Origin of the sequence: Legionella rubrilucens (assembly GCF_001468125.1) — a bacterium.
In the GTDB taxonomy this organism is placed as follows: domain Bacteria; phylum Pseudomonadota; class Gammaproteobacteria; order Legionellales; family Legionellaceae; genus Legionella_C; species Legionella_C rubrilucens.
Map to the genome: position 1 here is coordinate 328,071 of NZ_LNYT01000007.1, position 16,154 is coordinate 344,224.

Sequence of the window (16,154 nt, forward strand, 5' to 3'; positions counted from 1 at the left end):
CAGATGGCGTCAGTGATTTTCTCACTGGCTAACCACGGTTTTTCCTTTGTATTGAAGTGCAGGCATTGGAAGACCCCTGAGCTGATTAACTCAGCTCAGGCCGGTTTTTAAAATAGCTTAAGGCTTCGGGATTGGCCAATGACTGCAGGTTATTAATGGTCTGACCATGCACCACTTGCCTGACCGCCACTTCGACAATTTTACCGCTCATGGTTCTCGGTATATCAGGGACTTGAAGAATCACCGCCGGCACATGGCGAGGAGAAGCATGGTGGCGAATGGTTTGTCTGATTTTAGCCTGCAGTGCTTCATCCAGCGTCAGACCTTCCCTTAATTTGACGAAGAGGACGACGCGCACATCATCTTCCCAGTTCTGGCCAATGACAATGCTGTCGACAACTTCGGGGATGCGCTCGACCTGACGGTAAATTTCTGCGGTACCAATGCGAACACCGCCGGGATTTAATACGGCATCGGAGCGTCCATAAATGATCAACCCGCGGTGCAGGGTTATTTCAGCGAAGTCACCGTGCGCCCAGACGTTGTCAAAACGCTCAAAATAGGCATGCCGATAGGCTTTTTTGTCTTCGTCATTCCAAAAATAAATCGGCATGGAGGGGAATGGTCTGGTGCAGACCAATTCACCGCGCTCGCTCGTCACGGCTTTCCCGTCTTCGTTGAATACTTCGACCGCCATGCCTAAGCCAATGCATTGCAATTCCCCACGATGAACGGGTAACAGCGGATTGCCCAGAGCAAAGCAGGAGACAATGTCAGTGCCGCCGGAAATGGAGCAAAGTTGTACGTCTGCTTTGATGTACTCATACACGAAATCATAATTTTTTGGCAGCAGGGGAGAGCCGGTCGACAAAATCATTTGCAGGGAGGGAAATTGCAGGTGTTGATTGGGCCGGGCATCTGCTTTTTCCACCGCGGATAAAAACTTGGCGCTGGTACCAAAGGCGGTGATCTTTTCCTGCGAAATCAGTTCAAACAGACGGTAGGGGCTGGGGTAGGAAGGCGCGCCTTCATACAAAGTCAGGGTAGCGCCAAGCGCCAGTACCGACACCATCCAGTTCCACATCATCCAGCCGCAGGTGGTGTAAAAACACAGGTTGCTGCTTTCATCGAGATTGCAATGCAGGGCCAATTCTTTCATGTGTTGCAACAACGTTCCGCCTGCGCCATGGACGATGCATTTGGGTTTGCCGGTTGTGCCGGATGAAAAAAGAATATACAAGGGATGGGCAAAGGGCAGGGAAACAAAATCACAGCCTTGGCTTTCCACTAAAAAATCATCCCAGTTCACCATCGGAACCGTTGTTTCAATGACAGGCTGGTTGCCGATAACAGGGCAGAGGATAACCTGTTGCAGCGAAGGGATGGCGTCACAGACGGCTTTGATTTTATCAGAGGCGTCATGTTGTTTGCCCATGTACTGATGGCCGTCGCTGATGAATAACACACGGGGCTCCACCTGACCTAAGCGATCGATGGCTGCCTGGGCGCCAAAATCAGGCGAGCAGGACGACCAGATGGCCCCTAAAGAGGCCGAAGCCAGCATGGCTATGATTGTCATGGGCACATTGGGCATGATGGCAGCGACCCGGTCCCCGGTTTTGATGCCGGCTTGTCGTAAGCCGGCGGCACATTGGGCGACGGCTTCATCAAGCTGCCGATAACTGATGACTTGCCGTTCCCCCTGTTCATTCAGGCTGACTAAGGCAGGATGATCGTCGCGGCGTTGCAGCAATTTTTGCGCAAAATTAAAGGTTGCGCCTTCAAACCAGCGGGCATCGAGGAATTGGTCGTAGTCATTCACTGTTTCTGTGGCCGGCGTATCAAACGCAAGCCCCAAAAAATCACACAGCGTTGGCCAGAACAAGGCCGGTTCAGTGATGGACCAGTGGTGAAGCGCCTGGTAATCGCTAAAGGGCTGTTGATGCTTTTTTTCGGCATAGCGCATGAAATGCCACAGGCGGCTTGATTCAGGGTGTTTAGGCTGCCAGACGATGCTGCTCATGTTCGATTTCCTTTCGTAAAGTCCTCAAGGCCAGAAGTAACATGGTACGATACTCCCGGCCTCTCAACCAAATTATTGGCTGCGTGGTTGTTGCTGGGTAATGCAATGGATTCCACCGCCGCCGGCAAAAACATCGAGTGCGTCAATCTGGCTGATACGATGGTTGGGGAAAAGTTCGCTAAAAAGTCGAAAGGCTGCCTTATCCTGCTTTTCATGGCCAAACGCCGGCATGACAATGCCGCCATTCGCTAAATAAAAATTGATGTAGGACAAGGTCAGGCGCTCACCGTTCATCCAGGTGGCCGGGGGTTGTTCCACGGTGTAGACATCCAGGCGGCGTCCTTGTGCGTCAACCGCTGTTTTTAGCGTTTCCAGATTGTCATGCAGGATGTGGTAATTTTCATCATTGCGGTCGTGAGTAATCAGACACAGTACTTTTCCAGGCGCAATAAAACAGGCGATCTCATCCACATGACCATCGGTCTCATCACCCACAAGGCCCTTGTTGAGCCAAATGGCTTTTTGGGTACCGAGGTATTCATGGAGGTACGATTCGATTTCCTGTTCAGTCAGATGCGGATTGCGGTTGGTGTTGAGCAGGCACTCACGGGTGGTCAGCACGGTCCCTTCGCCATCGACATGAAACGAGCCGCCTTCCATGACGAAGGGGGCTTTAAATGAACGGGCCGTTGTTGCGTTGATGATGGCGCCGGCAATGCGGTTATCCAGGGCATACTCGTCGTAATTGCCGCCCCAGGCATTGTGAATCCAGTCCACACCGGCCAATTGCTTATTGCCATCCAGCAGGAAGGTCGGTCCGGTATCCCGGGTCCAGGAGTCATTGATGGGTAAGGACATCAATCTTATTTTTTTATCGCAAAGGGCCTTTGCCCCGGCTTCATCACCAGGGTTGACAATCATCGTCAGGGGTTCAAAGGCGGCAATGGCATTGGCGACTCTGGCATAGGCGTGACGGGCGCGTTCAAGGCCTATCGTTTCCCAGGTTTGAAGGTGACAGGGCCAGGCCATCCAGCAACCGGCATGAGGATACCATTCAGGCGGCATCATGAAACCATCATGTTTTGGAGTCGACATAATTATCCTTTGTTTTTATTGCCATCGAGATACGTTTGCTGGGTAAAAATACTGCGTAATTCATTCAAATACAATTGAATTGTCTCATCAGGCAGATCGGTATTCAGTAATTGTTTTTCATAAGACAACAGCAGTTTTTTGGTGTCAAAATGCGCGTAATTAAGCACGTTGGTCACGGTGTCGCCGCTGACTAAATCTTTGATTTCAAATTGACCATTGCCGTTTAGTTTAACGTCCAGTGAATTGGTATCGCCGAAAAGATTATGAAGATTTCCTAAAATTTCCTGATAGGCACCCACTAAAAAAAAGGCAATGGCGTAGGGATTATTGGGATCATAAGGCGGAAGCATCAGGGTAGTATAAATCCAGTCGCGCCCGGTGTATTGCTTTAAGGTGCCGTCAGAGTCACAGGTTAAATCCTGCAGAATGCTGTGCATGCTCGGTTCTTCATTCAGATGCGAGATCGGCGTCACCGGGAAGATCTGTCCTATGGCCCAGGCATCCGGCATCGATTGAAAGAAGGACAGGTTGCAGAAGATTTTTGCCGCCAATCGTTCATTAATCATTTCCAGCAATTCGCTGTCGGCCGGGGTATTCTCATCGAGCGGTTGTTGTTGAATTTCAAGACAGATGGCAGTGAACAGTTCTTCGATTTTCGCCTTTTCCTCAAGCGTCATGACCCCGTGTTTGAACATCGAGTGTGCCTCATCCAGCGAATGGGAGGCGTAGTTAAACACTTCGCTTGGCGTGCTGTCGGCAATGGAGAGGTAAGTATTCCAGATGTCGTGGATGACATGAGAGTCATCGGGAGCAATGCGCGGCAGCGTCGGTTTCCGCTTAATCTGTTCCACGTCGGTGATGTTGGTGACCAGCGTGGCATGGTGTGCGGTCAGCGCGCGTCCTGATTCCGAAATGATGTGAGGTTCCGGCATGCCGCTCTCTTCGCAAAGATGACGCATGGCTAAGAGGATGTTAGTTGCGTATTCCTTGAGACTGTAATTCATTGAGCAGCCGGTGCTTGAGCGCGTGCCTTCGTAATCCACACTCAGTCCGCCGCCCACGTCGACGGTTTCGATGGAGGCGCCCATTCGCCGCAATTCAACATAATAACGCGCCACCTCCAGCATGCACTGACGGATATCGAGGATGTTGGCAATCTGTGAGCCGAGATGGCAATGCATTAATTGCAGGCAATCGAGGTAACCGCGGTCTTTTAATTGATTGACAATGGTTAAGACCTGTTCCGCATTCAAACCGAACTTCGATTTTGCTCCACCTGTGTTTTCCCATTTGCCGGCGCCTTTGGTCACCAGGCGGATGCGGAGGCCGATCCTTGGGCGAATGCCCATTTTGGCGGATTCTTTCAGAATGGTTTCCAGTTCAGATTGTTTTTCAATGACGATAAAAACCTGATGGCCCATCTGTTGGGCAATTAAGGCGGTACGGATGTAGCAGGCGTCTTTGTAGCCGTTGCAGATGATCGTGGACGGCGTTTCGCCTAGCAGGCCGATGACAGCCACCAGCTCAGGCTTGCTGCCAGCCTCAAGCCCGACCTGATGATCGGGGGCTTTAAGCAGTTCCTTGACGACACAACATTCCTGATTGACCTTAATGGGATAAACCAGGGTGTAGCGTCCCTGGTAATCAATTTCGTCAATGGCCTGTGTGAATGCTTCATAAATTTTTGCCACGCGATCGTGGAGAATGTCTGTAAAGCGAATCAGCAGCGGCAACTGCAGCCCGGCTCGGTTAGCTGCATTCACAATCGCTTTCAGTTCAACGCCGGTTTCCTCCGGGTGTTTGCTGATTTCGATGTTACCCTGCTGATTGACTGTGAAATAACCTTCACCCCAATGTGAAATATTATAAAAATTGCTGTCCGTTGAGGTTTGGTGTGTCATCAGGTTAATTCTCCTTTGAAAAAGCCGCGGGGTTTAGCCAGCGCATGGTAAGTGTTCGGTTCACGTTGATTGGGGAAAGGAAACAGACGGCCCCACAGGTCGCGCTGACTGAAATCGAGTTCGGCAACCAGTACGGCGGGTTCATTGCGAGGGGCCTGAACCAAAATGTCGCCCATCGGATTACTGATGAAACTACTGCCATAAAATTCCAAATCATCTTCACAGCCGATGCGGTTCACAGCCACCATGAAGGTATTGGCCATGATTCCTTGAGCCACCATGACTTTTTGCCACATCGGCTGGCTGTCAAATCCCGGGGCTGTGGGTTCGCCGCCGATGGCAGTAGGGTAAACCAGGACCTCTGCCCCTTTTAAGCCGTAAATTCTTGATAATTCTGGAAACCATTGATCGTAGCAGGTAGGCAAACCGAAACGATGTCCGGCAATGGTATGAACCGGGTAGTCGGAATCACCCGGTTTGAAATAATAATCTTCATGGTATTTTTCACCACTGGGGATGTGTTGTTTGCGGGTGACCGCGATTAGCTTGCCCTGCTCATTATAGGCCACCGCGGTGTTATAACCGGCTTGTTCAAACAGTGAGGCGGTAATGCAAACCCCGGCTGTTTTGGCCATCTCGCTGACAAACTGCGCCGTGGGGCCTGTGTGAATGTCTTCCATGTACGGCTTGCCATCCACGTCGCTGCGGGTACAGAAATAGGGCGACAGGGTTAATTCCTGCAGACAAACCAGTTCGGCGCCTTTTTTGGCGGCAGTGACTATCCCCGAAGCAAGACGGTCGCGGTGTTCATCTGGATTTTTATACCATTTTTCCTGTACCAAACCAATTGTCAATGTGTTACTCGTCATCATGTCTCACCGATAGATAGGTCAAAGAAGGGCGGCGTGGAGTGTCAAGCGGGCGCCGGTCGTTTTCGTTGTGTCGTGTTTCATCGTCCAAGCGGGGTATATTAGAATAAAAAAAAAGTTTATTGAATAACCAGTCGGCGTTTTTTGCCTTCAGGTCGTTCACTTTGACGATAAGCCTGACTATAGACGCTGTTTTGTCGTTTGTGTAGTTTTTAACAGGGATTGGCTAAAAGGGCATTGGCAACCTTGGACTGATTTTTTCTTGACATGGCTTTGCAAATCATGTCGCCGGCATGGACGATTTTGTAAATGTCCACGCCGGTATCAATGCCAAGTCCGTGCATCAGGTAAAGCACATCTTCTGTCGCCACATTGCCGCTGGCGCCACGGGCATAAGGGCAGCCGCCGAGGCCTGCGACGGAACTGTCAAAACAGGTAATGCCGCATTGCAGAGAGGCATGGATGTTGGCAATGGCCTGACCGTAGGTATCATGGAAATGCATGGCGATTTGATTCGTCGGCAGGTGTTTTAGAATTTCCTCAAGCAGCCGAGTGGTTTGTCTGGGGGTTGCCACACCAATGGTATCGCCCAAACTGATTTCATAAATGCCGAGATGCGCCAACTCCCTTGTGACCTCCAGTACCTTTTCAGGAGCAATGGCTCCTTCATAAGGGCAGCCCACAACGCAGGACACATAGCCGCGGATTTTGATTTGATGGGCCTGGGCTAAGGGGATTATCTCGGCAATGCGCGCGAGGCTTTCTGCAATGGAGCAGTTGATGTTTCGGCGGTTAAATTCCTCGCTGGCGGCGGTAAAGACAGCAATTTCGGTTACTCCCGCCTCGATCGCACGCTGCAGCCCCCGGGTATTGGGAACCAGCGCGGAAAATTGCACGCCCGCAGGTTTATCGATGCCGGCATAAACTTCAAGATTGTCAGACAGTTGGGGAATGGCTTTGGGCGAGACAAAACTGGTGGCTTCAATCCGTTTTAAGCCGCTTTGACTGAGCTGGTTAATCAATTCAATTTTTTTTCGTGTCGACACAAAGGTGATTTCATTCTGCAGTCCATCGCGTGGACCTACCTCAACGAGGGTCACTTCTTTCGGGTAGTTCATGCTGATTCCGGTTTGTAGACATGATGAACTCGGTTCATTTCATTTTGAGTGAAGCGAACCGGCCTGTAAATGCCTGATTAATCCTGTAGTGCCAGTAACTGTGCGCCTTCCTGCACCTGGGAACCGACTTCATAGTACAATTCCGCCAGGGTACCATTTTTGGGTGCATGAATGGTGTGCTCCATTTTCATGGCTTCAAGCACAATCAGGCGCTCGCCTTCTTTCACCTTGTCACCCTTGTTTTTAAGAATGGCAACTACCGTTGCGGGCATGGGTGCCGTCAGTTGCCCCTTAGGTCCCGCCTGTTGGCCTAAATCGTCCCAATGGTAGGGACTGACAATCACCGGGCCGCCGCTGATGTAGCAATGCAATTTACCCTGAACGTGATTAATCCAGGCTGATTGCTGTTGTTTGCCGTCATCCAGAGTTAACCAATCACCCTCAAGGCGTGCGGTTAACGTCAGGGTCGGTTCGTTTTCCAGGGTCACCTGAAACTGCATTTCATTAACGGCTTCGATTTTAAGACAATAGGACTGCCCTCCTGTGACGTAGCGGCAGTACCAGTGGCTGCGTAAATGCGGCTGCCAGGCAAAACTCTGCCGCAGTAAGGGATCCTGATGGCGGTGCAGTTGCAGATAGTCATAGGCGGCAGCCATGAACAAAGCCTGTTTTTTATCCGGCGCCGTCAGATCAAGGGTCTGCTGCTGCAGAAAGTCCGTACTTAAGTGGGCAGCAAGGAACGCTTCGTTGGCAACAATGGCCTGCAGAAAGGGAATGTTGGTTTTAACGCCGCCAATGGCATAATGGCTCAATGCCCGCTGCATGTGTTGAATGGCTTCGTCCCGCGTGTTCCCCCAGGTAATTAATTTGGCAATCATGGGGTCATAATACATGGTAATGCTCGACCCGCAGGTCACGCCGCTGTCGATACGGATGTTGTCCCCCTCAGGCTCTTTTAGAAAATGAATCTCGCCGATGGAGGGAATAAAACCCTGGTGCGGATCTTCTGCATAAATGCGGCATTCCACCGCATGACCCGAGTAACGGATGGTGTCCTGAGTCGCTGGAAGCGGTGCATTGGCGGCTATTTTAATCTGCCATTCCACCAGATCAAAGCCGGTGATCTTCTCGGTCACCGGATGTTCCACCTGCAGGCGGGTATTCATTTCCATAAAATAAAAATCACTGTCGCCATCCACCAGGAATTCAACGGTGCCTGCGCCGCGATAATCAATGGAGCGCGCTACCTCACAGGCTGCTGCAGCCAGCCGTTGACGCAAATCGTCATTTAAACGAGGAGCCGGGGCTTCTTCAATGATTTTTTGATGACGCCTTTGAATGGAACAATCGCGCTCAAAAAGATGGACGACCCCTCCATGATTGTCGGCCATCACCTGCACTTCCACGTGACGCGGGTTTAATACCAGTTTTTCAATGATCATGGTGTCGTCGGCAAAACTGGCCATGGCTTCGCGGCGGGCGCCGGCCAGCGCCTGAAGAAAATCAGTGTCCTGATGCACGGCACGCATGCCTTTGCCGCCGCCGCCGCTTGCGGCTTTGAGCAATACCGGAAAGCCAATGCGTCGGGCCTCGTTCAGCAGATGCGCATCACTTTGCTCGCTGCCGTGATAGCCCGGCGTCAGCGGCACGGATGTTTTTTCCAATAACTGTTTGGCCACCTGTTTCGATGCCATGGCTTCCATGGCTGAAACACTCGGGCCAATGAACACAATACCGGCCTGTTCACAGGCACGGGCAAAGTGGGGATTTTCTGACAGAAAACCGTAACCGGGATGAATGGCTTCGGCGCCTGAGGCTTTGGCCGCTTCCATTATGGCGTCGATATTTAAATAACTGCTTTTGGCGCTGGCTTCACCTACACAATAGGCCTTATCGGCGAGGTGCACAAACGGGCTGTTTTGATCGGCAAGCGAATAAACGGCAATGGTTTCAATGCCCATTTTTTTAGCGGTTCGAATTACCCGGCAGGCAATTTCGCCGCGGTTAGCGATAAGAATTCTGTTAAACATGAAAATCCTTAATTCCAGTTGGGGGTTTCTTTGTTAAGGAAAGCGTGAAGTCCACGCTGGCCTTCCGCAGAGACCCGTTTTTTTGCAATGATCGCGGCTGTTTTTTCGATTAATGCCTCATCGATGGGTTTGCCGTCAACGCAGTCAATCAGTGTTTTGCATTCCGAGACAGCCTGCGGGGCCAGCGTTGTCATCTTTTGGGCATAAGTCAGGGTATAATCCCATAATTGATCCTCATTAATACAATGATGGACCAGATTAAGCTGTTTGGCGCGCTCGGCATCAATCATTTCAGCACTCATGAACAACCATTTGGCGACGCGTGCGCCCACGGCGTTGACGACGTAAGGGCTGATGACGGCGGGTATCAGACCAAGCTTAACCTCGGAAAAGCAAAAGCGCGCGGATTGGGCGGCGATAGCAATATCACAGGCAGCCACTAACCCGGCACCGCCGCCAAAAGCAGATCCCTGGACCATGGCGATGGTGGGTTTGCTGCTTGTGTAGAGGGTATTCATCACCCGGGCAAGCACCAGGGCATCCTTGACGTTTTCCTCTTCGGTGTAATGGGCCATTTTCTGCATCCAGTGAGCATCGGCGCCGGCTGAAAAATGCTTGCCGTTGGCCTTTAAAATAATGGCCCTGACGTCAGGGTTGGCAATGGCCTCATCCAATGTTTTTTGCAAATCGTGAAGCAGCGTGTCATCAAACGCATTGTATTTCTCGACCCGGTTTAACGTGATTACCGACACGCGGTCGTGCCATTCATGCAACAGGTGGCTCATGGTTTTATCCTTACATACGAAATACGCCAAAGCGCGTCGGTGAAATGGGGGCATTCAAGGCCGCAGACAGACTTAAGCCCAACACCGTCCGAGTGTCTTCAGGCGCGATGACCCCATCATCCCATAAACGGGCGCTGGCATAATAGGGATTACCCTGCGTTTCATACTGGGCGCGAAGTTCGGCTTTAAAGGCCTCTTCAGCCTCCTCTGACCAGTGGGTGCCTTGTTTGGTGTACTTGTCGCGATTCACCTGCGCCAGCACATTGGCGGCCTGCTCGCCGCCCATGACTGAAATGCGGGCATTGGGCCAGCTCCATAAAAACCGCGGCTCGTAGGCGCGTCCGCACATGGCGTAGTTGCCCGCGCCAAAACTGCCGCCGACAATGACAGTGAATTTAGGCACATTGGCATTGGCAACGGCAGTCACCATTTTGGCGCCGTGTTTGGCGATGCCGCCGGCTTCGTATTTGCTGCCGACCATAAAGCCGGTGATGTTCTGTAAAAACAGCAGGGGAATGCCGCGCTGAGTACAAAGTTCGATAAAGTGGGCGCCTTTTAAAGCGCTTTCACCGAATAAGATGCCATTGTTGGCCACAATGCCGATAGGGTAACCAAACAGATGAGCAAAACCGCAAATCAGGGTGGTGCCGTACAAAGCCTTGAATTCATCGAATTCTGAGGCATCAACGAGACGGGCAATGATTTCGCGGATATCAAAAGGTTTGCGAGGGTCCACAGGGACGATGCCATTGAGTTCGTGGGCAGCATACAGGGGTTCGCGGCTGTCAATGCGGGTTAACTGATCAGGCTTTTTGCGATTCAGAAAGGCAATGGCCTGACGCGCCAGAAACAGGGCATGAGCATCGTTTTCAGCGTAATGATCAGCCACACCGGATTGACGGCAATGGACATCGGCACCGCCCAATTCTTCGGCGCTGATCACTTCACCGGTCGCCGCTTTGACCAGCGGCGGACCGCCTAAAAAAATGGTGGCCTGATTGCGGACCATGATGGATTCATCGGCCATGGCCGGGACGTAAGCGCCGCCTGCGGTACAGGAGCCCATGACCACGGCAATCTGCGGGATGTTTTCGGCAGACAACGTGGCCTGATTATAAAAAATGCGGCCAAAATGATCGCGATCAGGAAATACTTCATCCTGCCGCGGTAAAAAGGCACCGCCGGAATCCACCAGATAAACACAGGGCAGGTGGTTGGTGCGCGCGATGTCCTGGGCCCTTAGATGTTTTTTAACCGTCAGCGGATAATAGGTGCCGCCTTTCACGGTGGCATCATTGACCACAATGATGCATTCTATGCCATTGATTCGTCCAATGCCGGTAATGATGCCGGCCGCGGGGACTACGTCGTCATAAACCTGATAGGCTGCAAGCTGCGATAACTCCAGGAATGGGCTGCCGGGGTCCAGCAATTGCTGCAGTCTCTCACGCGGTAACAGCTTGCCGTGTTTTAAATGCCTTGCCCGCGCATTGTCATCGCCGCCCCGGGCGATTTGTTCAACAAGGCCGCGTAACTGTAAAACCAGGGCCTCCATAGCGGCCGCGTTTTGTTTAAATTCAGTACTTGCCGTATTAAGCTGACTGACAATTTTTGCCATGATAATCCTTAATGAATCAGTATGTTGCTAAGTACAATAATTAACCAGAGACACCAGGTCAACTCAAGCAGATAAGGCATGGGTTTGCCTCGAATCGGACGATAGATGAGCGCAGGGACTGAGGCTAAAAGGATAGGGATTAAGGTCAGCAGAATCACCTTGCGAATCAATAAACCGATGCCGGTGTGACTAAACACCGCGGCGAGCTTGAAATTCACGTAGGCATAAAACATGTCGATATACACAATCAGCAGATGGGCGTATTTGGCAAAGACAATGACCAGAATGCTTAAAGCAAGATAAATAAGACTTTGACGAAGCATGTACATCCTTTGTTATTTTTATGTTGACGATGCCCGCAACCGTCAACCGATGCGGGCATCGTCCAGTGGATTAGGACAGCGGCTAAACCAGTTCAATGGCCATGGCCGTTGCTTCCCCGCCGCCAATGCAGAGAGCGGCAATGCCGCGGGTCTTCTGGCGTTGTTTCAGCGCATGGATGAGCGTGACTAAAATGCGTGTGCCGGATGCGCCGATGGGGTGGCCTAAAGCACAGGCGCCGCCATGGATATTGACTTTATTGTCATCCAGTTCAAGCTGGGTAATGGCCGCCATGGCAACTATCGCAAAGGCTTCGTTGATTTCAAAAAGGTCAACTTCATTTTTAGTCCAGCCGGCTTTGTTCATGACTTTACGAATCGCATCCACAGGAGCCGTTGTAAACCACTCTGGCGCCTGGGCATGGGTTGCGTGGGCAACGATTCTGGCCAGGGGCTTCACGCCGCGCTTTTTGGCCTGTTCAGCGGTCATGAGAATAAGGCTTGCTGCGCCATCGGAGATGGAACTGGAGTTGGCCGCAGTCACTGTGCCGTCGGCTTTAAATGCAGGGCGCAGCGTGGCAATCTTGTTCAATTTGCCGGCGTCGGGGCTTTCATCTTTGGATACGGTGATTTCCCCTTTACGATCAGTGATGGTGACGGGTGCGATTTCGTCAGCAAAACCATTGTCCTGTTGCGCCTGCAGGGCACGCGTCAATGAACGGGACGCGTAGTCATCCTGCTGAGCCCGGGTAAAACCAAAATGTTCAGCCGTCTGCTCGGCAAAACAACCCATTAACTGGCCGCGCTGATAGGCATCTTCCAGACCATCGAGGAACATGTGATCTTTAAGCTGACCATGGCCAAGACGGTAGCCGGAGCGGGCTTTTTCAAGCAGGTAGGGCGCATTGCTCATGCTTTCCATGCCGCTGGCCAGCACAATATTGGCCGAGCCGGCTTTGATTAAATCATGACCCAGCATCACGGCTTTCATGCCAGAGCCGCACATTTTATTAATGGTGGTTGCCCCTGTGGAATCAGGAATGCCGGCGCCAATGGCGGCCTGGCGTCCAGGCGCTTGCCCGATGCCTGCCTGTAATACGCAGCCGGTAATGACTTCATCGATGTCAGAGGGAGAAATGCCAGCCTGTTCGAGTGCTGCACGATGAGCAATGGCCCCTAATTCCGGTGCTGTCAATGCTGACAGAGCGCCCAGCATGTTACCCATGGGGGTGCGTTTGGCAGCAACGATGACGATATCATTCTGATCCATACTCATTTTCCTTTTCCTTATGAAGTTTCTTTAAATAGTTCACGGCCAATTAGCATGCGCCGTATCTCGGAGGTACCTGCGCCAATTTCGTACAATTTGGCATCCCGCAACAAACGCCCCGTGGGGTATTCATTAATATAGCCATTCCCGCCCAGAGTTTGAATAGCCTGCAGTGCCATTTGTGTGGCCTTCTCGGCAGTATAAAGAATCACGCCGGCGGCATCGATGCGGTTGACTAACCCCTGATCACAAGCCTTTGCTACGGCATAAAGGTAGGATCGCGAGGCGCTTAATTCGGTATACATATCAGCCAGTTTACCCTGAATAAACTGGAATTCGCCAATCGGCTGGCCAAATTGTTTACGTTCATGAACGTAGGGGATGACCACATCCAGACAGGCCTGCATGATGCCTACGGGTCCGGCCGCCAGAATGGTACGCTCATAGTCAAGACCGCTCATCAGCACTTTGGCGCCCTTGTTCAGTTCGCCAAGAATATTCTCAGCCGGTACCCGGCAATCTTCAAAAACCAGTTCGCAGGTGTTGGAACCCCGCATTCCCAATTTATCGAGTTTTTGCGCCGTTTTGAATCCCTTCATGCCTTTCTCAATCAGAAAGGCGGTAATGCCTTTGCTGCCGGCCTGCCTGTCTGTTTTGGCATAAACCACCAGAACATCGGCATCCGGGCCATTGGTAATCCACATCTTAGTGCCATTGAGAATAAAATGATCACCTTGGGGCTGGGCGTGCAACTGCATGCTGACGACATCAGAACCGGAGTTGGACTCACTCATGGCCAACGCACCGATAAACTCTCCACTTATAAGTTTAGGCAAATAGTGGCGTTTTTGCTCGCGGTTGCCGTTCAGATAAATCTGGTTGACGCAGAGGTTGGAATGCGCGCCGTAACTTAAGCCGACGGAGGCTGAGGCGCGGGAAATTTCTTCCATGGCAATGGCGTGGGCCAGATAACCCATGTTGGCTCCGCCGTATTCCTCACTGACCGTGATGCCTAACAGGCCCATCTCGCCCAGTTTTCGCCAGAGGTGATTGGGGAAGGTGTTTTCCGCGTCAATCTGCGCGGCAATGGGGGCGATTTCATGTTGCGCGAACTGATAAACGCTGTCGCGTAACAGATCATAAGTCTCGCCAAGGGCGTGGTGTAATCCAGTATGCATAGTTGACTTCCTGTTACTTAAACAAATAGGCTAGACTATACCCAATCAAATTCAAGTTGCAACTTCATTTTTAGCAGGCATTGTGCATTAAGGGGCAGGAGTTATGAACAAGCTGGTAATCTGGGGCCATCATGTCGATGAATACAAGGAAATGTTTGATTTAACTGACACGGATCTTTCAGGGAAAATCCTTGAATTTGGCTGTGGTCCCAGCGCCATCAACGCCGAATTGACAGGGAAAGCCAAACAATGCGTCAGCTGCGATCCCCTTTTCAGCCTGGACATGGATACGCTTAATTCCAAAGTGACGTTGATTTTTGCCGACATGCTTAACAAGGTGACAGAGGAAAAAGAAAAATTTGATTTCAGCCGTTATGAAAACAATCTCGAAGAACTGGTTGAAAAAAGACGAAGCGGCCTGTCTGCGTTTTTTGCGGATTACTTGCGAGGCAAAGAAGAAAAACGCTACATCGGCATCACAGAAATCCGGCTCCCTTTTGACGATTTCACCTTTGACTATGCCTTAAGTTCGCATTATCTTTTTGCCGAACTGGACAATCAGGATGTTGCGTTTCATGTCCAGGCCATTCAGGAACTGGCGCGAGTCGCCAAAGAAGTGCGTATTTTTCCCTTAATTGATCGCCACGGCCAGCCCTCGACGCTGCTCGGTCCGGTGCTGCTTGAACTGCAGCAGCACAACTTTGGCGTGGAGGTCCGCAGCGTCAATTATCACCTGCAACCCAGCGGCAATGCCATGCTTCGCGTCTGGGCACAGGAATGCCCTGTTTAACCGACTCGCGCAGATAATTCAGGCCCCGGGGTTTTGTCTTCATCGCCCTCCTCCTGCACATCGCCCTCACTGTCTGACAATTGCGCCTGGTATTGTTTTTCCAGTTCAATGAGATTCGTCAGGGTGCTCATGACGGATTTAAGGGGTGTCCTCTCGTCTGGATTAAAGCGGATCATGCCATGCAGCAGTTGGTTTAATGGTTCAGCAATCTCTGACGGCATGGTCATTCCGGTAAACAGTTCAAGCCTTTGTTGCTTGCGGTGTCTGTAGTATTCTTCAAAACTGTCGGCCTCTCTTTCATTGATGTGGTCCATGGAACTGTCGCCCCAAAAATCGGCCAGGGTCATGCCCAGTGAAAAAATATCGCCTGCCACACTGATTTTTATCTTAAAGAACGCCTCTGGCGGTAGAAAGGGAAGGGTGCCTTTTATGGTTTTACCCTTGGTTTTACTGTTGGGACAGGAGAAGGCAAAATCAATTAATTTGACGGTCAGGGGCGAGAGAGAAATCATGACATTTTCTGGTTTCAGATCGCGATGAATACGGCCCTTCTCGTGGAGTTCATCCACAGCCTTGACAATCGCGAGTGAAATTTCCAGGTATTGAAGCAGGCTTAATTCAATTTTTCTCTTTATAAGATGCCGTTGCAGTTTAAACAAGTCCATGTCACCTGCCTTTCGCATGCGCAGGAATCCAAATGCCTTACTGAATACCGGTTCTTTACACCGTAAAGACTCATCCCCAAGCTGCGTGCGCAGCGCTTCTTTATGAATTCGCTTTTCGGGCATCTGGTTTAAGGCGATGCGTTTAATGACTTGTTGCTTTTCATGCGCCCGTTCCTTAAACGACATGTCATTTTCGCTCTTAATCTTGCCGAGACTTAACATGACTAACCCATAACTGCCTTTTTCAAACGGTGCATCCAAAACTTCCGCATGAATGCAGGTGGCGGTTTTTTCAGTAATGAGCAGCGGGTGCACCAAAAAAATCTCCTCGGTGTTTTCCCCATAAGACAACACGTGTTTGCCTGCGGCGATTTCAGTATCCTCAGCCTGAGTCATTAAATCAAAAAGCAATTTTTTACCAGCAGCATTGAGTTGGGTGGGATCAATCGTAATCATGGGTATCCTGTTTTTAAGCCAGGGTTTCTGGCGTGG

General features: G+C 51.1%; 13 protein-coding genes. 1 reads left to right on the plus strand and 12 read right to left on the minus strand.

Translation table 11 applies throughout. The features are described 5' to 3' along the window. Positions 1-85 precede the first annotated feature (85 nt). The 11 genes from Lrub_RS05160 to Lrub_RS05210 form a co-directional block, all read right to left on the minus strand. Positions 86-2,023: an acetoacetate--CoA ligase gene (locus Lrub_RS05160; protein ID WP_058531109.1), complete on the minus strand. Its 1,938-nt coding sequence runs from the start codon at positions 2,021-2,023 to the stop codon at positions 86-88. A gap of 72 nt (positions 2,024-2,095) precedes the next feature. Further along, a complete protein-coding gene (locus Lrub_RS05165) occupies positions 2,096-3,118 on the minus strand; it encodes an agmatine deiminase family protein (protein WP_058531110.1) in 1,023 nt (340 codons plus the stop codon). 2 nt (positions 3,119-3,120) lie between these two features. Next, positions 3,121-5,019, minus strand: a complete 1,899-nt coding sequence (speA, locus tag Lrub_RS05170; protein WP_058531111.1) for a biosynthetic arginine decarboxylase — start codon at positions 5,017-5,019, stop codon at positions 3,121-3,123. After that, on the minus strand, positions 5,019-5,888 hold the full coding sequence (locus Lrub_RS05175; protein ID WP_058531554.1) for a carbon-nitrogen hydrolase: 870 nt from the start codon (positions 5,886-5,888) through the stop codon (positions 5,019-5,021). The genes speA and Lrub_RS05175 overlap by 1 nt, the downstream gene beginning before the upstream one ends. A gap of 212 nt (positions 5,889-6,100) precedes the next feature. Further along, positions 6,101-7,006: a hydroxymethylglutaryl-CoA lyase gene (locus Lrub_RS05180; RefSeq protein WP_058531112.1), complete on the minus strand. Its 906-nt coding sequence runs from the start codon at positions 7,004-7,006 to the stop codon at positions 6,101-6,103. Between the two features lie 77 nt (positions 7,007-7,083). Continuing rightward, positions 7,084-9,036: an acetyl-CoA carboxylase biotin carboxylase subunit gene (locus Lrub_RS05185; protein WP_058531113.1), complete on the minus strand. Its 1,953-nt coding sequence runs from the start codon at positions 9,034-9,036 to the stop codon at positions 7,084-7,086. An 8-nt stretch (positions 9,037-9,044) separates the two neighbouring features. Next, positions 9,045-9,821, minus strand: coding sequence for an enoyl-CoA hydratase-related protein (locus Lrub_RS05190; RefSeq protein ID WP_058531114.1), 777 nt, complete (start codon positions 9,819-9,821; stop codon positions 9,045-9,047). Between the two features lie 10 nt (positions 9,822-9,831). Beyond that, positions 9,832-11,439 carry a carboxyl transferase domain-containing protein gene (locus tag Lrub_RS05195; protein WP_058531115.1) on the minus strand — a complete coding sequence of 536 codons (1,608 nt, stop codon included), beginning with the start codon at positions 11,437-11,439 and terminating at the stop codon, positions 9,832-9,834. An 8-nt stretch (positions 11,440-11,447) separates the two neighbouring features. Further along, positions 11,448-11,762: a hypothetical protein gene (locus Lrub_RS05200; RefSeq protein WP_058531116.1), complete on the minus strand. Its 315-nt coding sequence runs from the start codon at positions 11,760-11,762 to the stop codon at positions 11,448-11,450. Positions 11,763-11,844: 82 nt separating this feature from the next. After that, positions 11,845-13,029, minus strand: coding sequence for a thiolase family protein (locus tag Lrub_RS05205; protein WP_058531117.1), 1,185 nt, complete (start codon positions 13,027-13,029; stop codon positions 11,845-11,847). Positions 13,030-13,046: 17 nt separating this feature from the next. Next, positions 13,047-14,207, minus strand: coding sequence for an isovaleryl-CoA dehydrogenase (locus Lrub_RS05210; RefSeq protein ID WP_058531118.1), 1,161 nt, complete (start codon positions 14,205-14,207; stop codon positions 13,047-13,049). A 103-nt stretch (positions 14,208-14,310) separates the two neighbouring features. Between Lrub_RS05210 and Lrub_RS05215 the strand changes: the two genes are divergently transcribed. Next, on the plus strand, positions 14,311-14,997 hold the full coding sequence (locus tag Lrub_RS05215; protein ID WP_058531119.1) for a hypothetical protein: 687 nt from the start codon (positions 14,311-14,313) through the stop codon (positions 14,995-14,997). On the opposite strand, the gene Lrub_RS05220 is transcribed toward Lrub_RS05215, so the two are convergent. Further along, positions 14,994-16,118, minus strand: a complete 1,125-nt coding sequence (locus tag Lrub_RS05220; RefSeq protein WP_058531120.1) for a protein kinase domain-containing protein — start codon at positions 16,116-16,118, stop codon at positions 14,994-14,996. The two genes, Lrub_RS05215 and Lrub_RS05220, sit on opposite strands and share 4 nt — an antisense overlap. Positions 16,119-16,154 lie beyond the last annotated feature (36 nt).

Coding starts and splice junctions, on each gene's coding strand:
- Lrub_RS05160 (WP_058531109.1), bottom strand. CDS start 2,023: ATGAGCAGCATCGTCTGGCAGCCTAAACACCCTGAATCAAGCCGCCTG.
- Lrub_RS05165 (WP_058531110.1), bottom strand. CDS start 3,118: ATGTCGACTCCAAAACATGATGGTTTCATGATGCCGCCTGAATGGTAT.
- speA (WP_058531111.1), bottom strand. CDS start 5,019: ATGACACACCAAACCTCAACGGACAGCAATTTTTATAATATTTCACAT.
- Lrub_RS05175 (WP_058531554.1), bottom strand. CDS start 5,888: ATGACGAGTAACACATTGACAATTGGTTTGGTACAGGAAAAATGGTAT.
- Lrub_RS05180 (WP_058531112.1), bottom strand. CDS start 7,006: ATGAACTACCCGAAAGAAGTGACCCTCGTTGAGGTAGGTCCACGCGAT.
- Lrub_RS05185 (WP_058531113.1), bottom strand. CDS start 9,036: ATGTTTAACAGAATTCTTATCGCTAACCGCGGCGAAATTGCCTGCCGG.
- Lrub_RS05190 (WP_058531114.1), bottom strand. CDS start 9,821: ATGAGCCACCTGTTGCATGAATGGCACGACCGCGTGTCGGTAATCACG.
- Lrub_RS05195 (WP_058531115.1), bottom strand. CDS start 11,439: ATGGCAAAAATTGTCAGTCAGCTTAATACGGCAAGTACTGAATTTAAA.
- Lrub_RS05200 (WP_058531116.1), bottom strand. CDS start 11,762: ATGCTTCGTCAAAGTCTTATTTATCTTGCTTTAAGCATTCTGGTCATT.
- Lrub_RS05205 (WP_058531117.1), bottom strand. CDS start 13,029: ATGGATCAGAATGATATCGTCATCGTTGCTGCCAAACGCACCCCCATG.
- Lrub_RS05210 (WP_058531118.1), bottom strand. CDS start 14,207: ATGCATACTGGATTACACCACGCCCTTGGCGAGACTTATGATCTGTTA.
- Lrub_RS05215 (WP_058531119.1), top strand. CDS start 14,311: ATGAACAAGCTGGTAATCTGGGGCCATCATGTCGATGAATACAAGGAA.
- Lrub_RS05220 (WP_058531120.1), bottom strand. CDS start 16,118: ATGATTACGATTGATCCCACCCAACTCAATGCTGCTGGTAAAAAATTG.